The organism is Bacteroidales bacterium (assembly GCA_013141385.1).
Lineage (GTDB): Bacteria > Bacteroidota > Bacteroidia > Bacteroidales > Tenuifilaceae > UBA8529.
On record JABFRB010000015.1, the window covers coordinates 62,275 to 86,879 of the forward strand.

Here is a 24,605-nt window from a genome sequence, read left to right on the forward strand (position 1 = left end):
ACTTGCGATTTTAGTTTGCTTTTGGGTTCAACAGAACAATTCTCTAAACTTTAATTCGCACCAAATTCCAAAAGGGGATATCCTAAAAAAAGAAGGTGTTTTCTCTTAGCCCTGAACTCCTTCCCTAAATATTATACCTTAAACAATGCTATTATTTCTTTTAACTGCTCCGACTGGTATGCTAATTTGGCGGATGCATCTGCCAGTTCCTCTGACGATTGAGCATTTTGTTGGGTAATATTATTAAGCTGGTTTATTGCATTACTTACCTGATGCGTTCCATGCTGCTGCTCCACACCTAACACCACTATTTGCTTAACCATATTTAATGTTTCCTCAATCTCAGGTACCAACTTTTGAATCTTTTGTTGAACTAATGATGTTACTTGTACACTCTGAAGCGAGTAATTACCTATCTCATTTGCAGCAATATGGCTTTTTTCAGCAAGTTTTTTCACTTCAGCAGCCACAACGGAAAAGCCTTTCCCGTACTCACCCGCTCTCGCAGCCTCTATTGCTGCGTTTAGTGCAAGGATATTTGTTTGTTTTGATATTTGCTCAATTACACTGATTTTTTCGACAATTAGCCTTATACTATTTATGCTTTCATTGGAACTATCTACAACCTCCTGTAAAGTTTTATTTACATTCAAATTTATTTGTTCAGCCTTTTTTGCATTGGCAGTATTCTGTTCAATCTTAGATGCTATTTCGCTAATTGATGAAGAAACTTCCTCTGCCAGTGTAGCCTGTTGAGTAGAATCATCGGCTAATTTTTTTGATAGTAATTGAACACCATTACTTTCATCAACAAAAACTGATGATTCTTTATCAATACTAATCACAAAGGTCTTAAGGTGATCGATCATTTTGTTAACGGAATCGGACATCATTCCAAATTCATCATTTGAATTGGAAAGAACTTTTACTTTAAGATTTCCAGCAGCAACTTCACCAGAAATATTTGTAATATTTCCAATAATCTTCAAAGATTTTGACAATGTCAAATAAATCGCTAATAATGAGATAATAAGCAATACAATACCACTACTTATGATCATAATTCGGTAATTCCTAATTTCTTTCGCAAGAATTCCTGCATCAAAATCACAACCTAGAACTGCTACTACCCTACCTTTTGAATCCAAGATTGGTGCATAACTTGATACCATCCAGCCATATATCCCGTTATAGGTAACCTCTGATGAGGTAATTGTTTTATTATTGATGCAACCGTTAATATTAATCAAATCGGTACTATTCCAATTTGCTACTGAACCCATAGCCGAATAATCCTTTGCATTATGATCTCCACCTTCAATTGCATAGATAGATTTACTCCCTTTAAAATAGAATGTATACAGGTATTTCATCTTTGCTAAGTCCCTAATTCTTTTTAATTCTGCTCTAAGGTAATTAGCATAGTGAGATGAAGGATTATTTTGATCAATTAAGACTTGCAGGGAATCACCATTTACTGAATTTAAAGCAAAAACTACCACAGTTCGGGTATGCTCCCCATTGAACTTAATACCAAACTTGGAAATCCTAGTGAAACTTATCCAACCAGTAATTATTAAAACAATAAAAAGGATAACAGAAACTAAAAAATATAATTTAAATGCTACCGAAATAAATCTGCCTCGTTTCATACTGGTTTCCATTAAATTAACTTTTTCAAGAAACTAAAATAGAACTTTTCAAGATATAAAAAAAATAAAATTTGTTGTGAATAAATTATAAATTAAACTTTAATAATATTTTATTATAATATATGTATAATAGATACATATATAAAATTTTATATATCATACAATTAGACATTTATTTTTTATTCTATTCATTTTATTACAATTTAAAAAACATGAAAAACCTATTTTTTTATTATCATAATATTGTATATTTTTTTCATTTATTGGACAACAAACTGAAAATGTTAAAAGAATTAAAAATAAACTTTCACTTCCTAAATAGTGTGAATTCGATACATCAATTCAAATTAATAATTTGATAAACTATTATTTACAACTATATTATTTATGGATGGAATAGCGAAAAAATAACAAGAAACTTGATTTTTGCTTCTATTTACTATTATTCCAATTCTCCACAGACTCAAACAAAATGAATTAGTTGATATAAAGACTAATACATTGTTTATTACATCAAACTAACGCTATTTGGATAGATTATTCCATTAATAATCATTTTAATAAATATTTTTACTGGCTATGAGAAACGACTACCAGCACAATCTCATCCGGCTATACATCCTAAAAGTATCGCATTGGTTCATGCTGACCATGCCAATTGTTGTCCTTTTTTATAAGGATAATGGTTTAAACATGAGCCAAGTTTTCATTCTTCAAGCAATCTATTCTATATCAATCGTTGCTCTTGAAGTTCCTTCGGGATATTTTGCTGATGTTCTTGGTCGAAAAAACTCACTTATTACTGGATCAATATTAGGTTTTGCAGGTTTTCTCATCTATTCATTATCATTCGGTTTCATAGGGTTTATATTTGCTGAAATAATCTTAGGATTTGGTCAAAGTATGATTTCTGGAGCCGATTCGGCTATTCTTTACGACTCACTTATTGAGAGTGATCAAGAAAAAAATTATCTAAAACATGAAGGTAGAATAACCTCCGCAGGAAATTTTGCTGAAGCTTTTGCGGGTATTCTAGGTGGATTGCTGGCAGGATTGAGCCTCAGATACCCTTATTATTCCCAAACTCTTGTTGCATTTATTGGAATTCCTGCAGCATTCACTTTGATTGAACCAAGAGTGAGTCAAGTGAAGTTTGGGTTGGGTTGGAAAAATATTATCGAAATTGTAAAGTATTCTCTTATAAAAAACCAACGGTTACGGTGGAACATTATTTACTCATCGGTTGTTGGAACTTCAACTTTAGCAATGGCCTGGTTTGTACAACCATGGCTTATCAGGGCAAATTTCCCCATTAGCTTATATGGAATTACCTGGACTATACTTAACCTTTCAGCTGGTATTACTGCTTTTTACGCTTATAAAATTGAACTAAAATTTGGAAAGGTTACTACAGTTGCATCGTTTACGCTAATTCTAGCAATGGGATTTATTGCTAGCGGATGGATCACAGGCCTTTGGGGGCTGATTTTTATACTACTTTTTTACTTAGCAAGGGGCATAGCAACGCCAATACTTAAGGATAATATAAATAGAATTACCCCCTCCAATATGAGGGCAACAATACTATCAGTACGCAATTTCATTATCAGAATACTATTCGCCCTATTAGCACCATTCTACGGATGGGCAATTGATATTCTTAGCTTAAAAGATGCCCTAACTGTAGCAGGGTTCGTATTTATTATACTGGTGGGAATTAGCTTTTTCTTTTTTCGAAAAACGGGGAATCTTAGTGATTAGTGTCAACTTCAAAGGATAACCCATCGTAAGCAAAGCAAACATTATCGGGTAGTTCGTTTGAAATATCAACGTAAAGCCCCATCTGATGGCTAACATGTGTTATAAACCCTCTTCGAGGGCTAAAGTCGGAGATGAATTTCAATGCTTCCTGAAGTGAGAAATGGGACATGTGCCTTTGTCTTCTTAGGGCATTTACTATAAGGTACTTTGTACCCACTATTTTAACTTTTTCCTCCTCTGGAATAAAATTTGCATCTGTAATATATGTTAAATCACCTATCCTAAAACCATAAATGGGAAGCTTATGATGATAGCCTCTTATAGGAATTATCTTAATATTTGATATTTCAAATGGATGTCCATTAAAATCATGCATTACAATTTCTGGAATGCCAGGATATTTACTATCGGCAAACACATATGAAAGTTCCTTTCTAATTGATTCTTGAACTCTTTGCTCTGCCCATATATCCATAGGTCTTTGCATGATCCAATTAAAAGCTCTCACATCATCAAGACCTGCAATATGATCTCGATGCTCATGAGTTAAGAGTATTGCATTAAGTGATTTAACCTTTGAATTAAGCATCTGCTGCCTAAAATCAGGCCCAGCATCTATTGCTATATTAACTCCATTATACTCTATAAGCGCCGAAGTTCGTAATCGTTTATCCCTATAATCATTAGATTGACAAACCGGGCATTGGCAAGCAATTACCGGAATTCCTTGAGATGTACCTGTTCCTAAAAATGTAAATTTCACTTTACAGCGCTTTTTTTCATTCTTAAAGATAAAAATATTAAATATAATAACACCATTACTGCCATCACTGCCGATGGAATAGCAGCCTCTTTCCCGAATAAAGCCAATGCAGTAAAAACGGAAAAGCCCGAACTCTTTATCGAAATTAGCATGCTCTGGGTCTTTTGAAGAGAACTTTCAATTTTAAAAAATTTTGCAATAGTTTCAAAACCTAAACCGAGTCCAAAAATAGCAACAAATAGTACCAAAGAGATTCGTAATAGGATCATTGGTTCTGTAAAGAACACTTGTCGATTAATTCCAACAGCAACAAAGATTAAAACAGCAAAACCCCAATCTACAACTTTACCTCTAATAGGTTCAATGTACTTAAACAAAGGCTTATATAATAGTAACCTAGAAACTAGCATTGGTACAACCACAAGTTGGAGCATCATTTTAAATAAATCGAAAGGTTTTACCCATTGATTAGGTGCAAAAAAATTAATCAATAATGGTGCTAAAATAATTGAGGCTAAAAAAGCACCCGTAACTCCAATTATTGCATACTCAATTTTCCCTTTCAGAATATACGAAAATGGAATAATTGCAACGCCAGGTGGTGCTGCGGCAATTACAATAAACCCGTAAAATAGGTCTCTGCTTGGCATAATCCACCATGCTAGGGGGATAATAATCAGACTAAACACTACATAGTTTAGTAGTACCCCCATCAGCATTGGTTTTGCGAAATTAACAGGGTTTTTTAAGTACTCTAAACTAATACCTGTCATAGAAAAGGCCATGGCTACAGCTAACGCAATAAAAGCATAATCCTTAAGTATAGATGCCTTATCTCCTGCTACAAGTCCAATAATTACAGCAAAAACTAGAATTGAGTTTCGATTTAAAAATATTCCTTTCAATAAATTGATCATTAAGCGTATTTTTGCGAATAATTGTATAAAGATAATATACCTGTTTTTATCTACATAAATTCATCAATATTTATTAAGCATTATGACAGGAATCCTGTACCTAATCCCCACCACCATTGGCTCCGATAGTTGGGAAAGTGTTATCCCTCCTCAAGTAATAGCCCAAACAAGGGATTTAAGAAATTTTATTGTTGAAGATATCAGAACTACGAGAAGATACCTATCAAAAATTGGTGTGAATACTCCAATAGATCAAATTAACTTTCAAGTATTAAATGAGCATACAAAGCAAGTTGAGATTGAAGAACTAATTAAACCCTTGCTCAGCGGGAATGATGTGGGTCTTCTTTCCGAAGCAGGTTTACCAGCCATTGCCGATCCTGGTTCTCAGGTTGTTGCAATAGCAAATCGGAAAGGAATTAAAGTAGTCCCACTTACTGGTCCAAGTTCCATCCTTTTAACTTTGATGGCTAGCGGCTTAAATGGGCAGAACTTTGCTTTCGTTGGATATCTGCCCATAAAGTCTGATGAGCGTAGAAATCGACTCAAACAACTGGAAGTACGTTCACGACAAGAAAATCAAACCCAAATTTTTATAGAAGCACCATACCGAAACATTCATCTTTTTCAGGATATTCTAAAGGTGTGTGGTCCTGAAACAAAATTATCAATTGGGGTTGAGTTAACAACTACATCAGAGTTTATTGCAACAAAAAAAATCTGGGAGTGGAATAGTGCAACACCCCCAGATATAAATAAGAAAAACTGTGTATTTTGCTTAATGGCTTAATCTATTGTTTCCCTTTGAAACTAACCTTTACAAGTTTTATGTCAAAAATCAATGTGGCATATGGTGGTATAGCTGCTGTGCCACCAGTTTGACCTGTATTACCATACATGTTAAATGAAGGTATAATAAAGGTCGCCTCTTCTCCTTCAATCATTTTCTGTACAGCTAAGTTGAAACCTGCTGTGTAACTATCGGAACCAACAGTAAAAGTTAAGGCATCATATGTTTTACTAGAGGAATATATATTGTTCTTCAAAGCAACGGTATCAATATTAGTATCAAAGACAAATCCATCAAGAAACCTTCCAACATAATATACTTCAACAACAGAATCTTTAGCAACAACACATTGCCGTGTTCCTTCTTTTGTTTTTTTATAGTACAAACTATCATTAAATGAAGTGAATCCTAAATGGTGAGAAAGATAACTTGATATCGAATCTTTTTCGTAAGCCTTAGGATCTAATACAACTTTTTTAAGTTCCACATCATAAATTAATGTTTTATAAGAAGAAACACCTGATGCACCAGCACCATATGCTAATTTAGAAGGCATTATCAGCTGAGCCTTACCACCCTCCTTCATCATACTTAAACCTTCTGCCAATCCTTTAAGGACGGAAACTTTACTTAAATATTGGGTATAACTTGGCACATAGTGTTTTGTTGCTGTGAAGATATCATAGAGCTTTGCAACATCTTTATTAGTAGTTTCATATAGGTTACCATCAAGATCTCTCACCTCATAAGACATTACTACGTAGTTACTATCCTTTGGTGTGCTTCCAACCCCATCTTTAATATTGGTGTAGTACAAACCACTAGCTGTTGGTGTTGTTGTTATTTTATTAACCTGCAACCATGCCTGCAACCGAGCCATTTCGTCGCTAATAGGATCATCAACAATTCTATCACATGCAACTGCAAAAAGTAGAAAAGAAATCAAAAACAAAAGAAAATTTTTCCTTCTCATAACGCTTTATTTCAATTATTTAATTTAATACTATCTAAACGAATCTGATAAAAAATGGTTTGATACGGACCTACAATTCCTAGTCCTTTATTTCCAAATCCCAAAAAAGAGGGTATCACTAAATCTGCCAATGAGCCAATTTTTGCAAGCATAAAACCATATTTAACTCCCTCTGGAATATCACTGTTTGAAAGAACAATCTGTTGATTTTCATTGCCTAAATCTCTTATAACTGTTCCATCAGGTAATGTTCCCTTATACCAACCATAAATTGTATCATTTATTGTGGGCGTAAGATTCATGCCCAAAGTTATGAATTTATAAAACAATCCTGTTGAATCCTGTGTATAACCATTTCCAACAAGGTTTAAACCTTCCATATATGATTTTTCCTTTTGTATATCTTTCCCATTAACTTTAATAATTTCAATATCATACGCCAATGGTGACCATTGTGAAATTGGACCCACAATATCTCCTTTAAAACCAAGCGATGATGGAAATAAAATTGTAGCCACTTCATGCTCGCGGAGCAACAATAAACCATCATCTAAGCCATCTATTAAACTTTTTTTACCTGTTATAACCAATAGTGGTTCAAAAGAACGTATAATAGTATCAAGTTTTGCTTTTTTTGCTTCTGCCTTTATATTTGTATCAAATACCTTTCCATCTAAAGTATACCCTTTATACCAAAAAGTTACAGTATCTCCACTATTTACCTGATAACCAAACGTTGTTTTCTTTATTATATGATAAATTCCACCAACTTTAGAATACACCCAACTCTTGCCTTTAATATAACTTTCAATACTGGCGTTCTCTGAATATGTTCGCTCCTCTTCAATTGATTTCTCACAGGATACTAATCCCATAATAAAGATTAAACTGTATAAACAAGGGTTTAAAGTTAGCCAGAATCTCATCACGCAAATTATCCTTTACCTTTTTTAACTTCAATTAGCTCAACTTCAAAAATCACGGATGTAAATGGGGGAATTATTCCTGTAGAGCTGCCTTTTTCGCCAAAAGCTAATTTTGATGGTATAATAAATAACGATTTTTCACCCTCTTTCATCATCCCTATGGCCTCTTCTAAACCTTCAATAACTTGCCATTTTTGTCCATAAACAAATTGAAAGGGTTCATTTCGTTTCTTTGTTGAATCAAATATTTTACTGTTAAAGAATCTTCCCTCAAAGTTAACGGTTATAGTATCACCAACTGCAACACTCTTCCCCTCCTTTTTTATTATAGGGATATAATATAAACCAGAAGAGGTTGGCGCAATGCTAAGCTTTTCACCATCCATATATTGTTTTAGAATTACCCTCTCATAATCCCCAAAATCATTTATCCAATTTAGAAATGCTTCCTTTTCGAGTTGATATTGTTTTTCGGTTTGAATTTCCATCATTTTAATATCTGCTCGCATTAAATCACCCTTATTAATAAATCTTGGGCGAGATGTCTCAAGAGTTTTAACAAAAAAGGAATCAGCAGGAAAATAAAATGATGCGCTATCGCCTAAAACAAGCATCAAAAAACACTCTTCTATTGATCCTTTATACCTAGGGACAGTGAGCTGAAATTTTCTTAAACCTTGAAAGAAAAGAGAATCCTTGATTGTCCTATAAGAGATATTTACAGTGATGTAGTTTAATATCTCAGGTTTTGCAGAGCCATCGCCTAAACTAATTAACTTATAATGTATTCCTGTTTCTGTCATTGAGTAGCCCGGAAATCTCGAAGATTTTTTCGAGCAGCCAAGTAACAGGAGAAAAAGGAAACCTATAAGTAATATTCTGCAATTCCTCATCAAAAATAGTTTGAAAATTTCCATGTAAAGTTAGCTAAAACTTATTTTAAACTAACGATAGACTTTCAACATTTCTATATCATATACAATTATTGAGCGAGAAGGTATCATTTTTTCATCGCCTAGTAAGCCATATGCAAGATGTGGAGGTAGTATAAACTTTCCCTTTTGACCAGGTTTCATCAGAAGAACAGCTTGTTCAAGACCTGATTCAACTCTACCATGCCCAACTTTAAATCTTTTAGGAGTATCCTTTTCGGATTGGTAGCAAAGTGTTCCATCGAGCAATGTGATTTTATATAAATACTCAACAACGTTGCCCGTTTTAATTAAATCACCTTTGGGATCTCCCCATATCAAATAGAATAAGCCAGTACCACTTTCCCTTACTCCATCAAGGTTATATCTTTTAATATAGTTTTCAATTTGACTGCGATCCTGATCTACTAGTACACTATTAATTTTTGCAAGTTTATCTTTTGCTTGAGCAAAATCTTTTCTTGACAATTTTTTATTATCGTCCCTACAACCTTGAAGGAAAATTGATAAAATCACTAAAAGTACTGTAGCAATATAACGCATCGCTTAGCTGTTTAATTCAGAAGAATACATTTTCAGAACATTTTCAAAAAGAAGTTCAGCATCTTTTAATGACATAAATGCCTTACCCCCAGCAGCATTTTTATGCCCTCCCCCATTAAAATGATTCTGAGAAACAGTATTAACTGGAAAAGTGCCTCTTGAACGTAATGAAACTTTGATAAATGAATCGTGTTCAACGAAGAGAACCGAAAAAATTACACCCTTTATAGATAATGGGAGATTTACAAAACCCTCGGTATCGCCCATCTTATGCTTAAAATTCTTAAGATCTTCCCTTGTCAATGAAATACAAGCAGATTTATATTCAGGGTATACTTTCATCCTGTCGCTTAGAGAAAACCCTAATAGCCTCATCCTATCGGCAGTAAAATTATTATATACTAAGCCCTGAACATTCTCAACATCCACTCCTTTGGCAATTAATTCTCCTGAAATTTGGAATGTTCTTCCTCTAGAGCAAGCGTAGCTGAACGATCCTGTATCCGTCATTATCCCAACAAATAAGCATATAGCAGCATCTAGTGTAACAACGTTATCACCAAAACATGATGATAACACCTCATAAACCAATTCGGCAGTAGAACTAACTTCAACGAAGGAGAATTGTAAATCGAATTTACTCTCAGGTTGTGGGTGATGATCGATTAACACCTTCTTAGCTTTTGATTGCATCAATACATCTCCCATATCCTCGGTACGCTTGAAACCATTAAAATCGAGGCAAATTATGGTATCGGCACTAAGAATATAGTTTACGGCATTATACTTTTGCTCTGAATATCTGACCACCTGATCGGAGCCTGGCATCCATGACAAAAACTCAGGGAATCCATTCGGTGTAATGGCAATTACAGGATAACCAATAGATTTTAATATGTGATATAACCCTAATACAGAACCTACTGCATCCCCATCGGGGTTATGATGGGTTGTAATAACTATACTTTTTGATGATTCTAGAAGATTCTTAAATTCCTCAATCCTTTCAACCTCTGATTCTAAAAGCATTATATAAACTATTTTGGTTTCAAAGATATAATAAAAAAAACGTATTCGGATACAGAAAAATATTTGTTATTTTGGAAAAAAAACTACTATGGAAAAATCATTAACTTTTGCAATGATAAAGCCAGATGCTTTTAGGAATGATTATACCAGTGAAATTCTTTTTGAAATTCTTAAGGCTGGATTTAAGCTAAGGGCAATTAAAATCACACTTTTAACGCTTGAAAAGGCTGAACAGTTTTATAGCGAACATCGTGGAAAAGAGTTTTTTGAACGCCTAACATGTTTTATGAGTTCTGGTCCTGTAATGGCACTTATTCTTGAAAAACCAGATGCAGTTAATGAATTCCGCAAATTGATTGGAAAAACCGATCCCACGGAAGCCCAAGAGGGTACTATAAGAAAGATGTACGGGACTACTACATCGCAAAATGCGGTTCATGGCTCCGATAGCTTTGAACATGCCGAAAGAGAGTGGGGATTTTTCTTCTCACGAAGGGAGATTCATTAATAAGAATTAAGGAATCGTTTAAAGGTGTTTACAATAGCCTTTATATAACTTGAAAAGCCACCTTTATTAGAAATTGTATTTATTGAGCTAATATCTCAATAACAAATTAATCCTTAAGAAATAGACCTTCAGAGAATTACGGCTTGATTTCAGTATAAAAGATGAGAATCTGGTCATTACACCCGAAGTATCTTGACTCTAAAGGGTTAATCGCCCTCTGGCGAGAAGCACTATTGGCAAAGCATGTACTTGAAGGAAAAACCAAAGGTTATAAGAACCATCCACAACTTGAGAGATTTAAGAAAGCAAAAGTTCCCATTGATGCTATAAACCAATATCTAAAAGAAATATACATTGAGGCTTCTCACAGAAAATATAGATTTAATAAAGAAAAGATAAATTGGAGTTTTACACCCAATAAACTAACCGTAACCAAAGGACAACTCGATTATGAAGCGAAACATCTATCGAATAAACTACATAATAGAGACTTAAGTAAATATTATGAGTTTCAACTAATAAAAACCTTCGAAACACATCCGCTTTTTGAAGTAATTGAAGGGGGAATTGAGAATTGGGAGATACTAACCAACAATAAGAAAAGTAAATGAAAATAGTTGCAACTCAGTTGTTGTGTGAACAGTCCTATCTATGAATAAACATATTTCACTTAAATATTATATCCTTTACAACACTTTGACCAAGATAGCTATTAATAATGGTAATTACCCGTTGCTTGCTCATTTGAAGTTCATTCCTTAATACCGAAGATTTTAGGGTTATTGTTAATTTTCCATTTTTCAGGGTTATACTTTGAGTAAGAATTGAAACATTATGCCCCATTATCTTTTTCCACTCATCGATAATCTTTACCTCATAAATTTTCTCTTCGAGTTTATGCTCATGAATAAACTCATTAATAGCATCCCCCAACGATTTTATATTATGTCTACTCATTTCAATATCACTGTTTGTAATAGTTCAAAAGGTTAATCATTACCAGAAATTTCATCTACGGAACCAGAATCTACTTTAAATAGTTTAAAGCCTGAATGAAGTTGATCAAGAATTTCATTTAATCTCCCTTTATTAGTATCAGTAATAAAAATCTGCCCAAAACTATCATCAGAAACCAACTTAATAAAATTTTCAACCCTGTTAATGTCCAATTTATCAAATATATCATCAAGTAGAAGAATTGGTCTAACACCTGAAATACTCCTCATAAACTCAAACTGTGCAAGTTTCAGAGCAATCAAATACGTCTTTTGCTGTCCTTGTGAACCCTCCTTTTTAATAGAATAATTGTTGAGCATTAGAGTTAAATCATCTTTATGAACTCCAACAGACGTAAACTGAATCATACGGTCTTTCGAAAAACTACTTGCTAGTAAAGTTTTAAAATCTTCGCCTTTGATCTGCGATTGGTAGACCAATTCTACCCTCTCCTCTCTGCCCGATATAATGGTATAATACTTTTGGAAAATAGGGATTAACTTATCAACAAAGTCGTTTCTTTTCTTAAAAATTGTCTCCCCATTCATCGCAAGTTGCTCGTCTAATACCTCAACCAGCTCCACGCTAAAATTATTTTTACCATCAATATCTTTGAGCATCTTATTGCGTTGAGCAAGCACTCTGTTGTACCTTATCAATTCATCAAGATACTGCCTGTCGAATTGAGAGATAACACTATTTATGTACTTCCTACGCTCCTCGCTCCCATCAACAATCAACGATAAATCGGCTGGTGAGATAATTACAACAGGCAGTAAACCAACATGATCAGCAAGGCGTGGGTACTCCTTACCATTTCGTTTAAAAACCTTCCCTTCACTTTGCTTTACAGCACAGAATATAGTTTCATCCTTATCATCTCTATCGTAAAGCCCTTGAATAATAAAGAAATCCTCAGTGTGCTTAATATTCTGACTATCGATTGGGTTAAAGGCGCTTTTACAAATAGATAGGTAATAAATTATATCGAGTAGATTTGTTTTTCCTTGCCCATTATCACCAACAAAGCAGTTCAACTTTGGGTGAAATTCCATTTCAACCTGACTGTATGATTTAAAATTAAGTGCTGTAAGGTGTTTCAAAAACATAATCAAAAGATATTCTGAATTTCATTGAGCACAAATGTACGGAAGAAAAGCTGCGAAACCAATCTTAAATTATTGCTAAAAAATTTCCATATAACTTAAAAACCATTACTTTTGCGTCTGCTTTAGTAAAAAAAGAAACCGTTAATCATTATGGCAAAAGATAAAAAAGACACAACAGGGAATAGCGTTGAATCACTTGAGAATGCTTTAACTAGAACTGAACGATACATCGAGAACAATCAGAAGAGTTTAACCATTATAGTTCTTGCAATTGTTGTTATTGTTGGTGGCTACCTTGGATATAAGAAGTTATATCTTGCTCCAATGGAGGAGAAGGCTCAATCGCAAATTTTTGCAGCTGAACAGTATTTTGAAAGAGACTCATTTAAACTTGCCTTGAATGGTGATGGAAACTACCTAGGTGTACTTGATATCATTAACAAGTATGGCCCAACCAAAACCGCAAATCTTGCATACTACTATGCAGGTATTTCATATCGCAGTTTAGGTAAATATCAGGAAGCAATAACCTATTTAAAGAAATTTGATGCGGGAGATCTTCTTGTTTCTCCGCTTGCATTAGGTGCTATTGGTGATTGCTACGTTGAGTTAAATAATCTTAACGAAGGGGTTAACTACTACGAAAAGGCAGCAAGTTATAATGAAAATGATTTTACTACTCCTCTGTTCCTGAAAAAAATAGGTATTGTATACGAATCCATGAAGAACTATAAAAAAGCTCTAAAATCTTTTGAAGAGATTAAAGACAAATACCCGAAAAGTTCCGAAGCAAGAGATATAGAAAAGGATATTACAAGAGTAAAAACCTTACAGGGCAACTAAAATTAAGATATCCATATATAACCAACCCGAATGGGTTGGTTTTTTTTTACCTTTACCCCAAATTAACTGATTAAACTATGGCAACAAAAAATTCAAATCTATCCGCATACGATCCTGATCAAATCCCATCAGCAAAGAAAATGATTTTCGGAATTGTTGTATCCGACTGGAATTCAGATATTACCTACGCACTACTTGATGGAGCATACAAAACATTAACTGAGCACGGAGCGAAAGAAGATAATATTCTGGTAAAACATGTTCCAGGAAGTTTTGAACTAACCTTGGGTGCTCAGTTTATGGCTGAATATGGAGATTTGGATGCAATTATCTGCTTAGGATGTGTTATTCAAGGCGAAACACGCCACTTTGATTTTATCTGTCAAAGTGTAACCCATGGAATTACTGAACTAAATATGAACTATAATATACCATTCGTATTTGGTCTTTTAACAACTAATAATATGGAACAAGCGATTGCCCGTTCAGGAGGAAAACATGGGAACAAGGGCGTTGAAGCGGCGATTACAGCAATTAAAATGGCCGCATTGCAAAAAGAAATGGAAGAACTTGAAGATTAGACAATGTCATTCATATAAAATGAAAGCGACCCAAATAATTGGATCGCTTTTTTTACTTTAGGAATCAACTTATGTCTCCCATCCTCTTCCGTCTTCGATCGTCTGACTTCCGTCCAGCACTATCTACCATGCATTAAACAAACCATTAAGTAGTCGTTCACGTTTCTCTTCATTAGACATCATTTCGTATTTACGTTTTTCCGCCTCGATGGCTTTTCGTTTTTTATCCTGCTCTTTTCTAATAGCATCCATATAACGTGCTACAATCCTATCCTTTAAAAATTTTTCTGCAACATTTGGGAAGAGTTCGAGTAAAAGTTCCTCTTTCTCATTCACAGCTAACTTCGCATCACCAAATTCCTTAAAAGTAGGGTTTGGCTGCTTCTGGTAGTTTGAAGTATCGTAAGGTCTTTCATCTCTAAAACCTGCAATTTGCAAACGAAATTCAGGATCTACAGGGATAGGCGTTTTACCATATACTCCTTTTACAAGGTTAACATATTGAATCGACTTATTTGAATAGAAAGGAAGTCCTTTATTCTCATCTATTACACAATTAACAGCCTGAACACCTACTATTTGACTTGTAGGCGTAACTAATGGGGGACAACCTGATGCTAGTCTTACGGTTGGTATTATTTCTAATACCCTTGGAAGAAGTTGTTCAAGTTTAAGTTGTTTAAGCTGGGCAAGCATATTAGTATACATACCACCAGGAACTTCAGCAAATTTAACGTTCTCATCAGGTTCTGGAAAGTTAAAATACTTTTCAATAGCTAAACAGCAACTTAAAAGTTCATCGTACTTACTGTTTTTTGCAGATGAGATTGCATCATCAAAGAGTTTGTTAATATTTGCAGGTAATGTGTCCTTTGTAATATCAAATTCTAATGGAAAAAGCTGATAACTATCAAATTCTATTAATTCCTTGCGAATCTCTTTGAGCTCATTATTAATTTTAACAACAGCATCAAGGTTTACACCTGTATCAATATCCAGTTTATTACAGAAAATCTGTATGATTTCAAATGAAGGTGCTGCAGGGCCACCGGCAAAACTAAAAATTGCTGTATCAACAATGTCAACCCCTTTAATAATTGCCATCAAAGTGGCAGCTAAACCATAACCGGGGGTGCAATGTGTATGAAAATCAACGGGAACAGTAAGGGCACTCTTAAGGGCAGAGATAATTTCACTAGATCTTTCAGGGGTAACCAAACCTGCCATATCCTTTAAAGAAATCATATCGGCACCCATTGCCTCAAGTTCTTTGGCTTTATTTACAAAATATTCGATACTAAATATCTTTTTAGGAAGGGACTTACCTTTTAGAATTGATCTAATCCTATCGTTTGTTGTAAATTTTGGATCAACAGTGTAGCAAACAGTAGCATCTGCTATTCCACCATTCTCCTTAACATATTTAATAGTACTACGTATATTTTCGGTATCATTAAGCGCATCAAAAATTCGCATAATCGAAATACCCGATTGAACTGCATTTCGGTTAAATCCTTCAATTACTTCTTCTGGATACGGGTTGTAGCCAAATAAATTACGCCCTCTTGAAAGTGCTGTAAGTTTTGAAACATCTCCAATTACACTTTTAATCTTTTCTAGCCTTTCCCATGGGTCTTCATTCAAGTAGCGCATTATTGAATCGGGAACAGCACCTCCCCAGACCTCCATTGCATAAAACTTTGCTTCCTTAAATAAAGGCAAAACCCTATCAACCTGTTTTTGAGTCATTCTGGTTGCGAAAAGTGATTGCTGACCATCGCGAAGCGTAACATCACGGATTAAAAGCGTTTTATTCATAAATTATTGAGGTGTTTTAATAGAAATTCTTTTTGTTGTTGCTTGTATTATTAACAGCTAAATAAGTAAATTGGTTTGTATAAACTATAAATTTTGCATAGGCTTAAAAACATGGTTTTATAACATATTTGTCATAAAATTTTATTAATACCAAAAAAAAAGCGTAATCAATCCGATTACGCCTTAAAATAACTATTGAATCTTCTATTTTCGTTTACTCTTCTGTATTTCTTGCTGTTTGGCTATCTGCTCAAGTTTTTCCTGAAATCTGGATTTCTTAACAGGTTTTTTAGCATTCTCATGCAGTTTGGCAAGTATGGCTTCATCATCAACAAATCTTCTAATCAATAATGTTTGACCTAGTGTAAACATGTTAGATAGAAAATAGTAGTAGCTCAAACCAGAAGCATAGTTATTGAACCAAACAATCATCATAACTGGCATAAGGTAAATCATCATAAACTTCATACCGGGAAGCTGAGCATTTGTATCACCCATCTGATCTGCACTCATCTTTGAAGTAATGAATAAAGCACCCGCCATTAAAAGTGTAAATAAACTGATGTGCGCTCCAAACTGAGGAATTGCAAAGGGTAAATTAAGAATAGAGTCATAGGATGATAGATCCTCTGCCCATAGGAAACTCTGCTGGCGAAGTTCGAATGAAGCTGGAAAAAAGCGAAACATTGCAATTAAGAATGGGAATTGTATTAGCATTGGAATACAGCCACCCATTGGATTTACCCCAACCTTTCGGTAGAGTGCCATAATCGTTTGTTGCTTCTTAATTGCATCGGCTTTATTTGGATACTTAGTATTTATCTCATCAACCTGTGGTTTAAGTACACGCATTTTTGCTGAACTCAAATATGATTTATAGGTTAGTGGGAATAATACTAGTTTGATTAAAAGAGTGAGCAAAAAGATAATTAGGCCATAGCTGGCAATCCTACTTCCAAGAATATCAAAAACTGGGATTATCAAATATCTATTAATCCATTTAATAATCCATTTACCTAATGGAACCACTTTCTCAAAACCGAGATTATATGATTTTAAAGTTTTAAAGTGATTTGGTCCAAAGAAAAAACTTAACGCAACGGTTTCGTTATTTCCATCCTGAATAGGAAGAGATAGGCGAGCCGAGAAATTTCTTAAACTTTTATCATCCGTTGATGCAGCAGACACAAAGTTTGCATTTGCAAAATCAGTTTTTGCTACAAGAATAGAAGAGAAGAATTGGTGCTTGAATGCTACCCACTTTATTTTGGTTGTAACCTCTTTTTTATTAGCATCGCCACTTGAAGAAATCTCTTCATACTCCTCGTTCGGGTAGTTATAAAAAATTGAGGTGTATGTACTCTCATTTTGAGCGCCTTTCTCAAGTTGAGGCATTTTAGAAAACCAATTAAGATCTATTGAATTTACCTTACCACTGAACACGCTAGCCATACCTGAAAAATGAATATCAAAATCCATTAAATAGCTATCAGATTTTAATGTATAGATATAATCAATGTGTGAATTAGCTCCTGCGCTCAACCTCATTACTAATGTCTGTGGATCACCATTTTGAACTGTAATAATAGAATCAGTTCTATTTGGAGCGAAATAGAGGTTTTGAGTTTGAATGTCGTTGTTATTTCCCCAAAACTGTAAGCCAAATGAATTCTCATCACCTGTAAAAAGAATTAAAGGTTGCCCTGTATAGGTTTTGAATTTTTTAAGTTCAACTGAATAAATTCTCCCACCAAGAGTTGATACTTTAACCTTCATTAAATCATTTTCCAGAGTGATCATCCTTTTCTCACCATTCAGCGATGAAGCAAAAGAACCCAACTGCTCTTCCTGTACTTTTCTCTGAGTTGAATCACTTTTTGTGTTTACCTTTGTTATCTCCAAAGCCTTTTGTTGTTGCAGCATCTCAGCGTTAACTCTTGCAATTGAATCGTTTTTGCGCTGTATTGCAGCAACTTGCTCACTCGAAGGGGTGTTGAGATAGCCAAACAAGATTAGTATTCCAAAAATCAAGACTATTCCAATAATCGTATTCCTGTCCATTGTATATTATGTGTAAATAGTTAATTACTAAACAAAAAGAAGCCACCCTAAAAAAGGGCGGCACAAATGTAATAATTTATCAAATAGCTATTTGTTAAAATCTAATGCCGCTTTAACAAAGTTTACAAAAAGAGGATGAGGGTTTACAACAGAACTTTTATACTCTGGGTGAAACTGTACCCCAATAAACCATGGATGCTTAGCTATTTCCATAATTTCGACTAAACCAGTATCGGGATTTGTACCAGTAGCCACCATTCCTGCTTTCTCAAATTGTTCAAGGTACGCATTGTTAAATTCATACCTATGACGATGTCGTTCTTGAATTTCAGTTTTATGGTAAGCCTGTGCTGCTTTTGATCCTTTTTTAATAACGCAATGATAAGCTCCAAGCCTCATTGTTCCTCCTTTATCAATAATTCCCTTTTGGGTTTCCATCAAGTCAATAACAGGATTTTGTGTGCTACGAACCATTTCAGTGGAATTGGCATCAGATAGCCCAAGAACATTCCTTGCAAATTCAATTACTGCACATTGCATACCAAGACAAATTCCAAAAAAGGGTATACCCTTCTCACGAGCATATTTTACAGCGGTTATCTTACCTTCAACTCCTCGATGTCCAAATCCTGGTGCAACAATAATACCCTTAAGTTCACCAAGTTTTTCTTCTAAGGTTGATTCGCAAATAGTTTCGGAATGAATTGTAATTAAATCAACCTTACATTCATTGGAAGCACCTGCATGAATAATAGATTCTACAATTGATTTGTAGGCATCAGGTAGTTCAACATACTTACCAACCAAGCCTATCTTAATAGTTGTTTTTGGATTCTTAAGCTTTGCTATAAACTCATTCCACGATGCAAGATCTGGCTCTTTGCCTACTGGAAGATTTAATTTCTTTAGTACTGTTAAATCCAACTTTTCCTTAAGCATCAGCAAAGGAACCTCATAGATTGTTTTAACATCTATTGATTCAACAACCGACTCAGGATCAACATTACAAAAAAGAGCAACCTTCCTACGCAATTCCTCATTGAGTGTCTTCTCTGTCCTTAAAACCAGAACATCTGGCTGAATCCCGTTCTCTAAAAGAACTTTAACAGAATGCTGGGTTGGTTTTGTTTTAAGTTCGCCTGATGCTGCAAGGTAAGGGACAAGTGTTAAATGGATAAAAACTGAGTTTGTTGGCCCTAGTTCCCATCTTAGCTGACGCACAGACTCAATATATGGTAACGATTCGATGTCGCCTACAGTTCCACCAATTTCGGTTATCACCACATCATACTTATGCTTTGTACCAAGAAGTTTTATCCTTCCTTTTATCTCATCGGTGATGTGTGGAATAACTTGTACCGTTTTACCCAAGTACTCACCCTTGCGCTCCTTATTAATAACCGATTGGTAAACCCTACCTGTTGTTACATTATTCGCCTGTGTTGTAGGAAGATTTATAAATCTCTCGTAATGTCCTAAATCGAGATCTGTTTCGGCACCATCCTCAGTAACATAGCATTCACCATGTTCATAAGGGTTTAATGTACCAGGATCAACGTTGATATACGGATCGAGTTTTTGGATTGTAACCGAATATCCCCTACTCTGAAGAAGTTTGGCAAGGGAAGCGGAGATGATACCCTTCCCTAAGGAAGAGGTTACACCTCCAGTTACAAAAACATATTTGGTGTTATGTGGCATTAATTAGTTATTTATTGGGAGTTGTTAATCTAAGTCGAGTTTATCGATCATTTTAATTTTCTCCTCAAGCATTTTTATCTCCTCTTTACCTTTCTGAATCTTATTCTCAACATCCTTTATCATCTGCTCAGCATTCTTTGATTTGGTAAAGAAACCGATATTGTTTTCCCAAAGCACAATATCACCCTCAATTTGTCTAAGCCTATTAAAGAGTTTATCGCGTTCCTGACGAACCTTGTTTTCCTGACGAGGATTACCATGTACATTATCAATCCTTGTTTTAAACTTAAGCAAGTTACGCTTTGATTCATCAATTTTAAGGCTTTCGAAATGTTTATTAATAGCATCACGGTAGCCTTTCTGAATCAATTCCTTATTCTGAATTGGAACATACCCAATTTCTGCCCAACGTCTCTGAAAATCTTTAAGAACCTTTAAGTTTTCTTCAACATCCTCAACTATTTGATAGGCGGATATTTCCTCAATCAGCTGCTCTTTTGCTTTTAGATTATCCTCATACTTATTGTCAACCTGTGCAAAGTGTTGAGATTTTTGGTTGAAAAAGAAATCACATGCAGCTCGGAAACGTTTCCATAACTCATCGCTAAATTTCCTAGGTATAGGGCCTATTTCCTTCCAACGTTTCTGGAGGCTAATTAAATCTTCAGTAACCTTTTTCCACTCATTGCTATCCTTAAGTGATTCAGCCTGTAGGCAAAGTTCTGTTTTTAGTTGAAGATTATTCTGCTGTTCTTCTCGGGCATCGGTATAGAAATCGCGTTTGCTATTGAAAAACGCATCGCAAGCCAAGCGGAAACGCTCGTAAATCTTATTATTATCCTTTTTAGGAGCAAAGCCAATTGTTTTCCAAACCCTTTGTATATCAATCATCTCCTTTGAGCGTTTATTCCACTCCTTATTCGATGTAATTGCAAGGGTTGAAAGTTCCTCCGCCTTTTCGCAAAGTGCTACCTTAGCATCAAGGTTTCTTTTTTGCTCATCGCGTAATCCTTCAAAATAATCCTGATGTTTCTTATTGATTTTTGCGGTGGCCTCTTTTAATCGCTCCCATAATTCGGTTCTATGCTCTTTAGGTACAGGGCCAATTTCTCTCCACTGGTTATGGTATTTTTGGAGTTTTTTGAAGGCCGTTATAACTGAAGGTTCTAAAATTAACTCTTCAGCTTTTTCGCATAGTAATATCTTTTCTTCGTGATTTCGCTTTAGATCTAAATCGCGTAAATCCTTATTAATTTTTACAAAATCATAAAAATTCTGAACATGATGGTGGTATGTTTCCCACAAATCGTTCAGATTTGATTGAGGTACAGGACCAATTTCTCTCCAGCGTTGCTGTAACTCCCTAAATTCCTGAAATGTTTGGTTTACAGAATCGGACTTGTTAACCAGCTCCTTAATTGTTTCAATTATTTTTTGTTTCTCTTCGAGATTTTGTAATTTCTTACCCTCGAAGTCTTTATTGTACTTTGAACGTAAATCACGATACTCTTTTAGAAGCTCCTTAATTTGTGGTTCTTGCAAATCCTCTGGTATAGTAAATTGTTCTAAATCACCGCCATTATCCACAAATTCTTTTCGTTTTTTCTCAATTTCTGCTTTGTGCTTTTTGTAGAAGTTAATTTTAATAATTTCTACATCGGCTCTTATTATTTGAATTGGCTTTTCGGTTAAAAGTACTTTTAGCGCTTCAACCAGTTCGACCTTCGACATTGCGTTATAATCTCCAATCTGAACGGGAGTACCATCATGATCATCGTCAGATAATTCTTCCGAATCATCATCAAGAGGTACAATTTCCTCATCAATTACAATTGGGCTAAGACCTTCATCAAGTTCCTCATCATCATCGTGTGATTCGTGAGATGTCTTATTTTCCTGCTCTGCAGGTTCAATTACAGTTTTACCAGTAGGTTCAGAATCTAAACCGTCATTCTCTTTAGAAGCAAGTTGCTCCTGTAGTTCAGTGCTGTTTTCGGAGGAAACTACTGTACTTTCGGCGTTGCCGAACTTCTGATCCATGTTAGGATCATTCAGATCATTACTATTCATGAGATTCAATAAATAAATTAACTAATTGTAAAGCAATGCTTTAATAGGTTCGATGCTAAATTATATAGCACACGAAAATAAGCATTATGTGTTAAGACTCAAACATTTTAATGGAAAAACTACTATTACATCAGTTTTTACTGTAGGAATAAGGGGGAAATAAAAGGGTAAAATCAGATAATCGCAAAATGCGATTATTGGCATCTTAAGGTGTATATGTTTGTTTATTTTTAACTTTGCCTTTCAATTTGGATATGATGAGGATTGATATTATTACCGTTCTACCCGAGCTTCTTGAAAGCCCTTTGGGACACTCAATTATAAAACGAGCACAAACAAAAGGGTTAGTTGAGATTGTGTTAAACCATTTAAGAGATTTTACTACCAATAAGCACCGAACTATTGATGATTACGCTTTTGGTCCCGATGCTGGGATGGTGATGATGGTGGAGCCTATTTTTAAAGCGATAGAGAAGTTGAAGGGTGAAAGGGTTTACGATGAGATTATTTATACATCACCCGATGGTGAGCCATTTAACCAGAAGATAGCCAATCAGCTAAGCACAAAAAAGAATATTCTGATTCTATGCGGGCACTATAAGGGTGTGGATCATAGAGTTAGAGAGCATTTGGTTACAAGGGAGATATCTATTGGGGATTATGTGCTTTCTGGCGGGGAACTTGCCGCAGCCATTATTGTTGATAGCGTTGTAAGGCTTGTTCCGGGCGTACTTTCCGATGAAACATCGGCTCTTACGGATTCATTTCAGGATAATTTGCTTGCACCCCCTGTTTATACCCGCCCGGCTGAGTTTAATGGGTGGAGGGTTCCCGATATTTTGCTTTCGGGGAATTTTAAGGAGATTGAGAAATGGCAGATGGAGCAAGCCTTTGAACGTACCCGTAGGTTAAGGCCTGATTTGCTAAAAGAGAATGATTGAAATTGATTTATAAAATAAGTTTAGTAAAAGTGTTTTATCCTCTTTTGTGTTTTTTCTTGGATAACTTCCTGTAAAGTGCGCCTTTGAATCTTGCTTTCCAACCACGATAGAATATCAAAATACATAAAGGCTCGTTTTTCATATACTGTTTGCTCAAGGGGCTGTAGCTGTTCAAGAAGATCTTTCAAGGCATCGGTTAGCTGATTTTGAGTGATTTTGCCAAGTCGCTTGAGGAATTTAAGAACAATTTTCTGGAAAAGATGTAGGTCATCCTTTTTAGCAAGGAAACGGTATGTCGATCGAATATGGTAATCGATTAGGTCCAAATCATTCAACTCGTAATTGCTAATCAAATTTAAGATTCGAGCAAAACAGTGAATATCGGATCGTAAATCGGTTTCCTTATCGTTAATAATCTGATTCAACCAAAATTTCGTTTTTGTGTACTGCTCATCACCGAAATACATACAAGCAAACTTGTAGTAAAAAATCAGCGTGTAATGCTTATCTAATCTATCCGAAAACTGTTTTAAATTATCAGCAATTTCGGGGATAGTTTTAGAGCCCTCGGTAAGTTCTCCCAAAAGGAAATATCGGTTGATTTTATGAGTTGATCTGTATTTAAAAAGAAGCAGTTCAATATTGGGGGTAATAATAAAATCGGAAAGTTTTTCTATTGTATCAAACTTATCAACAGTAACCAAAAACTCATCGTACTTTGAAAGTTTCGATTGAGCCATTAACAGATTATTAATTGCTCTAATATACATCTCTATTTTAGGAACAATGTACTGCGAATTAATGTCGAAGTGGTTTACCAATTTTTGAGCGTACTCATAGCCCCGCTGAAAATCTTGGATAAAGAAGAAGTAACCAGTAAAGGAGTTATATAAGTGCATTTTTTCGCTAAACGATAAGAGTTCCTCCTTAAAAACGGGTAATGTGCTGTACAGAAAATTGTTTGCAATTTCAAACTCTTTCTGATTTCGGATAAAACCAATTTTAATATAAAATGAATAAAGTTTTAAAGTGAGGTTTGAAAAATCGGTTATATTCGATAGTTTTTCTTTAATCGTTTCAGTTTCACCAATCAGAGCAGTAACACGTTCATCAATATTAGTTTTCAGAAAACGGGTAACCAACTTTTTTTCTAAATCAAGAATTTCAAACAGAAGGTAATTTTTATCATACTTTATGGCAAGGGCTTTAGCCTTCTCAAGCATCTTTAAACTTTGATCGTACAAGCATCGGTTGTAAAGAAGTTGAGTATAATCAACCATCTCCCTAATTGTAAGGTAGATACTGTTCTCGGGATTCGAAATTCTAAGACTTTGAAGTATTTGTTTATAAAGGTGAGCTTTAAGATTCGATAGCTGTACAGGTTTTATAAGCGGTTCCCTCTCTAAGATTTTCTCTTCATCATACTCCTTATGTTTATCAATTAGATCAAATAGCTTAATAAACTTTAAATCATCAGGATTTCCATTACGAGAAGCAAAAATTTTAAAAGATCTCTTTTCCGCCTTAGTTAGCGATTTAATCAAGTAAAATAGAGGGTCGATATTTCCGTTGGACATTGTAATATATTAAAAAAAATAATTATTACATTTATTTGTATGTCAGTGTTTTGGCAAATAAAACAGTGTTGTAAACATAATTTTACAAAACGTAAAAACCAAAATTTATGATTT

The 24,605-nt window shown here is 34.7% G+C and carries 22 protein-coding genes; 7 read left to right on the plus strand and 15 right to left on the minus strand.

Going from position 1 to position 24,605, the window contains the following annotated elements; translation table 11 throughout:
• Positions 1 to 131: 131 nt before the first annotated feature.
• Positions 132 to 1,652: a methyl-accepting chemotaxis protein gene (locus HOO91_08330; protein NOU17550.1), complete on the minus strand. Its 1,521-nt coding sequence runs from the start codon at positions 1,650 to 1,652 to the stop codon at positions 132 to 134.
• 579 nt (positions 1,653 to 2,231) lie between these two features.
• Between HOO91_08330 and HOO91_08335 the strand changes: the two genes are divergently transcribed.
• Positions 2,232 to 3,413, plus strand: coding sequence for an MFS transporter (locus tag HOO91_08335; protein ID NOU17551.1), 1,182 nt, complete (start codon positions 2,232 to 2,234; stop codon positions 3,411 to 3,413).
• On the opposite strand, the gene HOO91_08340 is transcribed toward HOO91_08335, so the two are convergent.
• Together HOO91_08340 and HOO91_08345 are read right to left on the minus strand one after the other, a co-directional pair.
• Entirely contained in the window at positions 3,403 to 4,176 is a 774-nt protein-coding gene (locus HOO91_08340; GenBank protein NOU17552.1) for an MBL fold metallo-hydrolase, read from the minus strand. The two genes, HOO91_08335 and HOO91_08340, sit on opposite strands and share 11 nt — an antisense overlap.
• Complete coding sequence (locus HOO91_08345; GenBank protein NOU17553.1) at positions 4,173 to 5,093, minus strand: hypothetical protein; 921 nt, start codon at positions 5,091 to 5,093, stop codon at positions 4,173 to 4,175. The genes HOO91_08340 and HOO91_08345 overlap by 4 nt, the downstream gene beginning before the upstream one ends.
• Positions 5,094 to 5,175: 82 nt before the next feature.
• Here HOO91_08345 and HOO91_08350 point away from each other — a divergent pair, with 82 nt between their 5' ends.
• Complete coding sequence (locus tag HOO91_08350) at positions 5,176 to 5,883, plus strand: SAM-dependent methyltransferase (protein NOU17554.1); 708 nt, start codon at positions 5,176 to 5,178, stop codon at positions 5,881 to 5,883.
• Between the two features lies 1 nt (position 5,884).
• Here the strand turns inward: HOO91_08350 and HOO91_08355 are convergent, their stop codons facing one another.
• The 5 genes from HOO91_08355 to HOO91_08375 are packed head-to-tail and all read right to left on the minus strand — an operon-like array spanning position 5,885 to position 10,286.
• Entirely contained in the window at positions 5,885 to 6,856 is a 972-nt protein-coding gene (locus tag HOO91_08355; GenBank protein NOU17555.1) for a hypothetical protein, read from the minus strand.
• A gap of 11 nt (positions 6,857 to 6,867) precedes the next feature.
• Positions 6,868 to 7,731 carry a hypothetical protein gene (locus tag HOO91_08360; GenBank protein NOU17556.1) on the minus strand — a complete coding sequence of 288 codons (864 nt, stop codon included), beginning with the start codon at positions 7,729 to 7,731 and terminating at the stop codon, positions 6,868 to 6,870.
• A 59-nt stretch (positions 7,732 to 7,790) separates the two neighbouring features.
• Entirely contained in the window at positions 7,791 to 8,675 is an 885-nt protein-coding gene (locus HOO91_08365) for an FKBP-type peptidyl-prolyl cis-trans isomerase (GenBank protein ID NOU17557.1), read from the minus strand.
• 51 nt (positions 8,676 to 8,726) lie between these two features.
• Positions 8,727 to 9,257 (minus strand): FKBP-type peptidyl-prolyl cis-trans isomerase, encoded by a 531-nt coding sequence (locus HOO91_08370; GenBank protein ID NOU17558.1) that lies wholly within the window; start codon positions 9,255 to 9,257, stop codon positions 8,727 to 8,729.
• Positions 9,258 to 9,260: 3 nt separating this feature from the next.
• Complete coding sequence (locus tag HOO91_08375) at positions 9,261 to 10,286, minus strand: bifunctional oligoribonuclease/PAP phosphatase NrnA (GenBank protein NOU17559.1); 1,026 nt, start codon at positions 10,284 to 10,286, stop codon at positions 9,261 to 9,263.
• Between the two features lie 88 nt (positions 10,287 to 10,374).
• Here HOO91_08375 and ndk point away from each other — a divergent pair, with 88 nt between their 5' ends.
• Both ndk and HOO91_08385 read left to right on the plus strand, forming a co-directional pair.
• On the plus strand, positions 10,375 to 10,794 hold the full coding sequence (ndk, locus tag HOO91_08380) for a nucleoside-diphosphate kinase (protein ID NOU17560.1): 420 nt from the start codon (positions 10,375 to 10,377) through the stop codon (positions 10,792 to 10,794).
• A gap of 161 nt (positions 10,795 to 10,955) precedes the next feature.
• Positions 10,956 to 11,405, plus strand: a complete 450-nt coding sequence (locus HOO91_08385; GenBank protein ID NOU17561.1) for a hypothetical protein — start codon at positions 10,956 to 10,958, stop codon at positions 11,403 to 11,405.
• Positions 11,406 to 11,460: 55 nt separating this feature from the next.
• Here HOO91_08385 and HOO91_08390 read toward each other — a convergent pair whose 3' ends face one another.
• Together HOO91_08390 and recF are read right to left on the minus strand one after the other, a co-directional pair.
• Positions 11,461 to 11,751 carry a DUF721 domain-containing protein gene (locus HOO91_08390; protein NOU17562.1) on the minus strand — a complete coding sequence of 97 codons (291 nt, stop codon included), beginning with the start codon at positions 11,749 to 11,751 and terminating at the stop codon, positions 11,461 to 11,463.
• A 32-nt stretch (positions 11,752 to 11,783) separates the two neighbouring features.
• The gene (gene recF, locus HOO91_08395; protein NOU17563.1) at positions 11,784 to 12,899 is read right to left on the minus strand and encodes a DNA replication and repair protein RecF; all 1,116 of its coding nucleotides are present in this window, start codon (positions 12,897 to 12,899) and stop codon (positions 11,784 to 11,786) included.
• Between the two features lie 150 nt (positions 12,900 to 13,049).
• Between recF and HOO91_08400 the strand changes: the two genes are divergently transcribed.
• The gene (locus tag HOO91_08400) at positions 13,050 to 13,742 is read left to right on the plus strand and encodes a tetratricopeptide repeat protein (GenBank protein NOU17564.1); all 693 of its coding nucleotides are present in this window, start codon (positions 13,050 to 13,052) and stop codon (positions 13,740 to 13,742) included.
• A 77-nt stretch (positions 13,743 to 13,819) separates the two neighbouring features.
• Complete coding sequence (locus HOO91_08405) at positions 13,820 to 14,323, plus strand: 6,7-dimethyl-8-ribityllumazine synthase (protein NOU17565.1); 504 nt, start codon at positions 13,820 to 13,822, stop codon at positions 14,321 to 14,323.
• A gap of 123 nt (positions 14,324 to 14,446) precedes the next feature.
• Here the strand turns inward: HOO91_08405 and HOO91_08410 are convergent, their stop codons facing one another.
• The 4 genes from HOO91_08410 to HOO91_08425 form a co-directional block, all read right to left on the minus strand.
• Complete coding sequence (locus tag HOO91_08410; protein NOU17566.1) at positions 14,447 to 16,141, minus strand: carboxylase; 1,695 nt, start codon at positions 16,139 to 16,141, stop codon at positions 14,447 to 14,449.
• A 204-nt stretch (positions 16,142 to 16,345) separates the two neighbouring features.
• Entirely contained in the window at positions 16,346 to 18,202 is a 1,857-nt protein-coding gene (yidC, locus tag HOO91_08415; GenBank protein NOU17567.1) for a membrane protein insertase YidC, read from the minus strand.
• Between the two features lie 87 nt (positions 18,203 to 18,289).
• The gene (locus HOO91_08420; protein NOU17568.1) at positions 18,290 to 19,903 is read right to left on the minus strand and encodes a CTP synthase; all 1,614 of its coding nucleotides are present in this window, start codon (positions 19,901 to 19,903) and stop codon (positions 18,290 to 18,292) included.
• A gap of 24 nt (positions 19,904 to 19,927) precedes the next feature.
• Entirely contained in the window at positions 19,928 to 21,973 is a 2,046-nt protein-coding gene (locus tag HOO91_08425; protein ID NOU17569.1) for a DUF349 domain-containing protein, read from the minus strand.
• Positions 21,974 to 22,230: 257 nt separating this feature from the next.
• Here HOO91_08425 and trmD point away from each other — a divergent pair, with 257 nt between their 5' ends.
• A complete protein-coding gene (trmD, locus tag HOO91_08430; protein NOU17570.1) occupies positions 22,231 to 22,914 on the plus strand; it encodes a tRNA (guanosine(37)-N1)-methyltransferase TrmD in 684 nt (227 codons plus the stop codon).
• A gap of 20 nt (positions 22,915 to 22,934) precedes the next feature.
• Here trmD and HOO91_08435 read toward each other — a convergent pair whose 3' ends face one another.
• Positions 22,935 to 24,491, minus strand: coding sequence for a hypothetical protein (locus tag HOO91_08435; GenBank protein ID NOU17571.1), 1,557 nt, complete (start codon positions 24,489 to 24,491; stop codon positions 22,935 to 22,937).
• Positions 24,492 to 24,605: the final 114 nt, after the last annotated feature.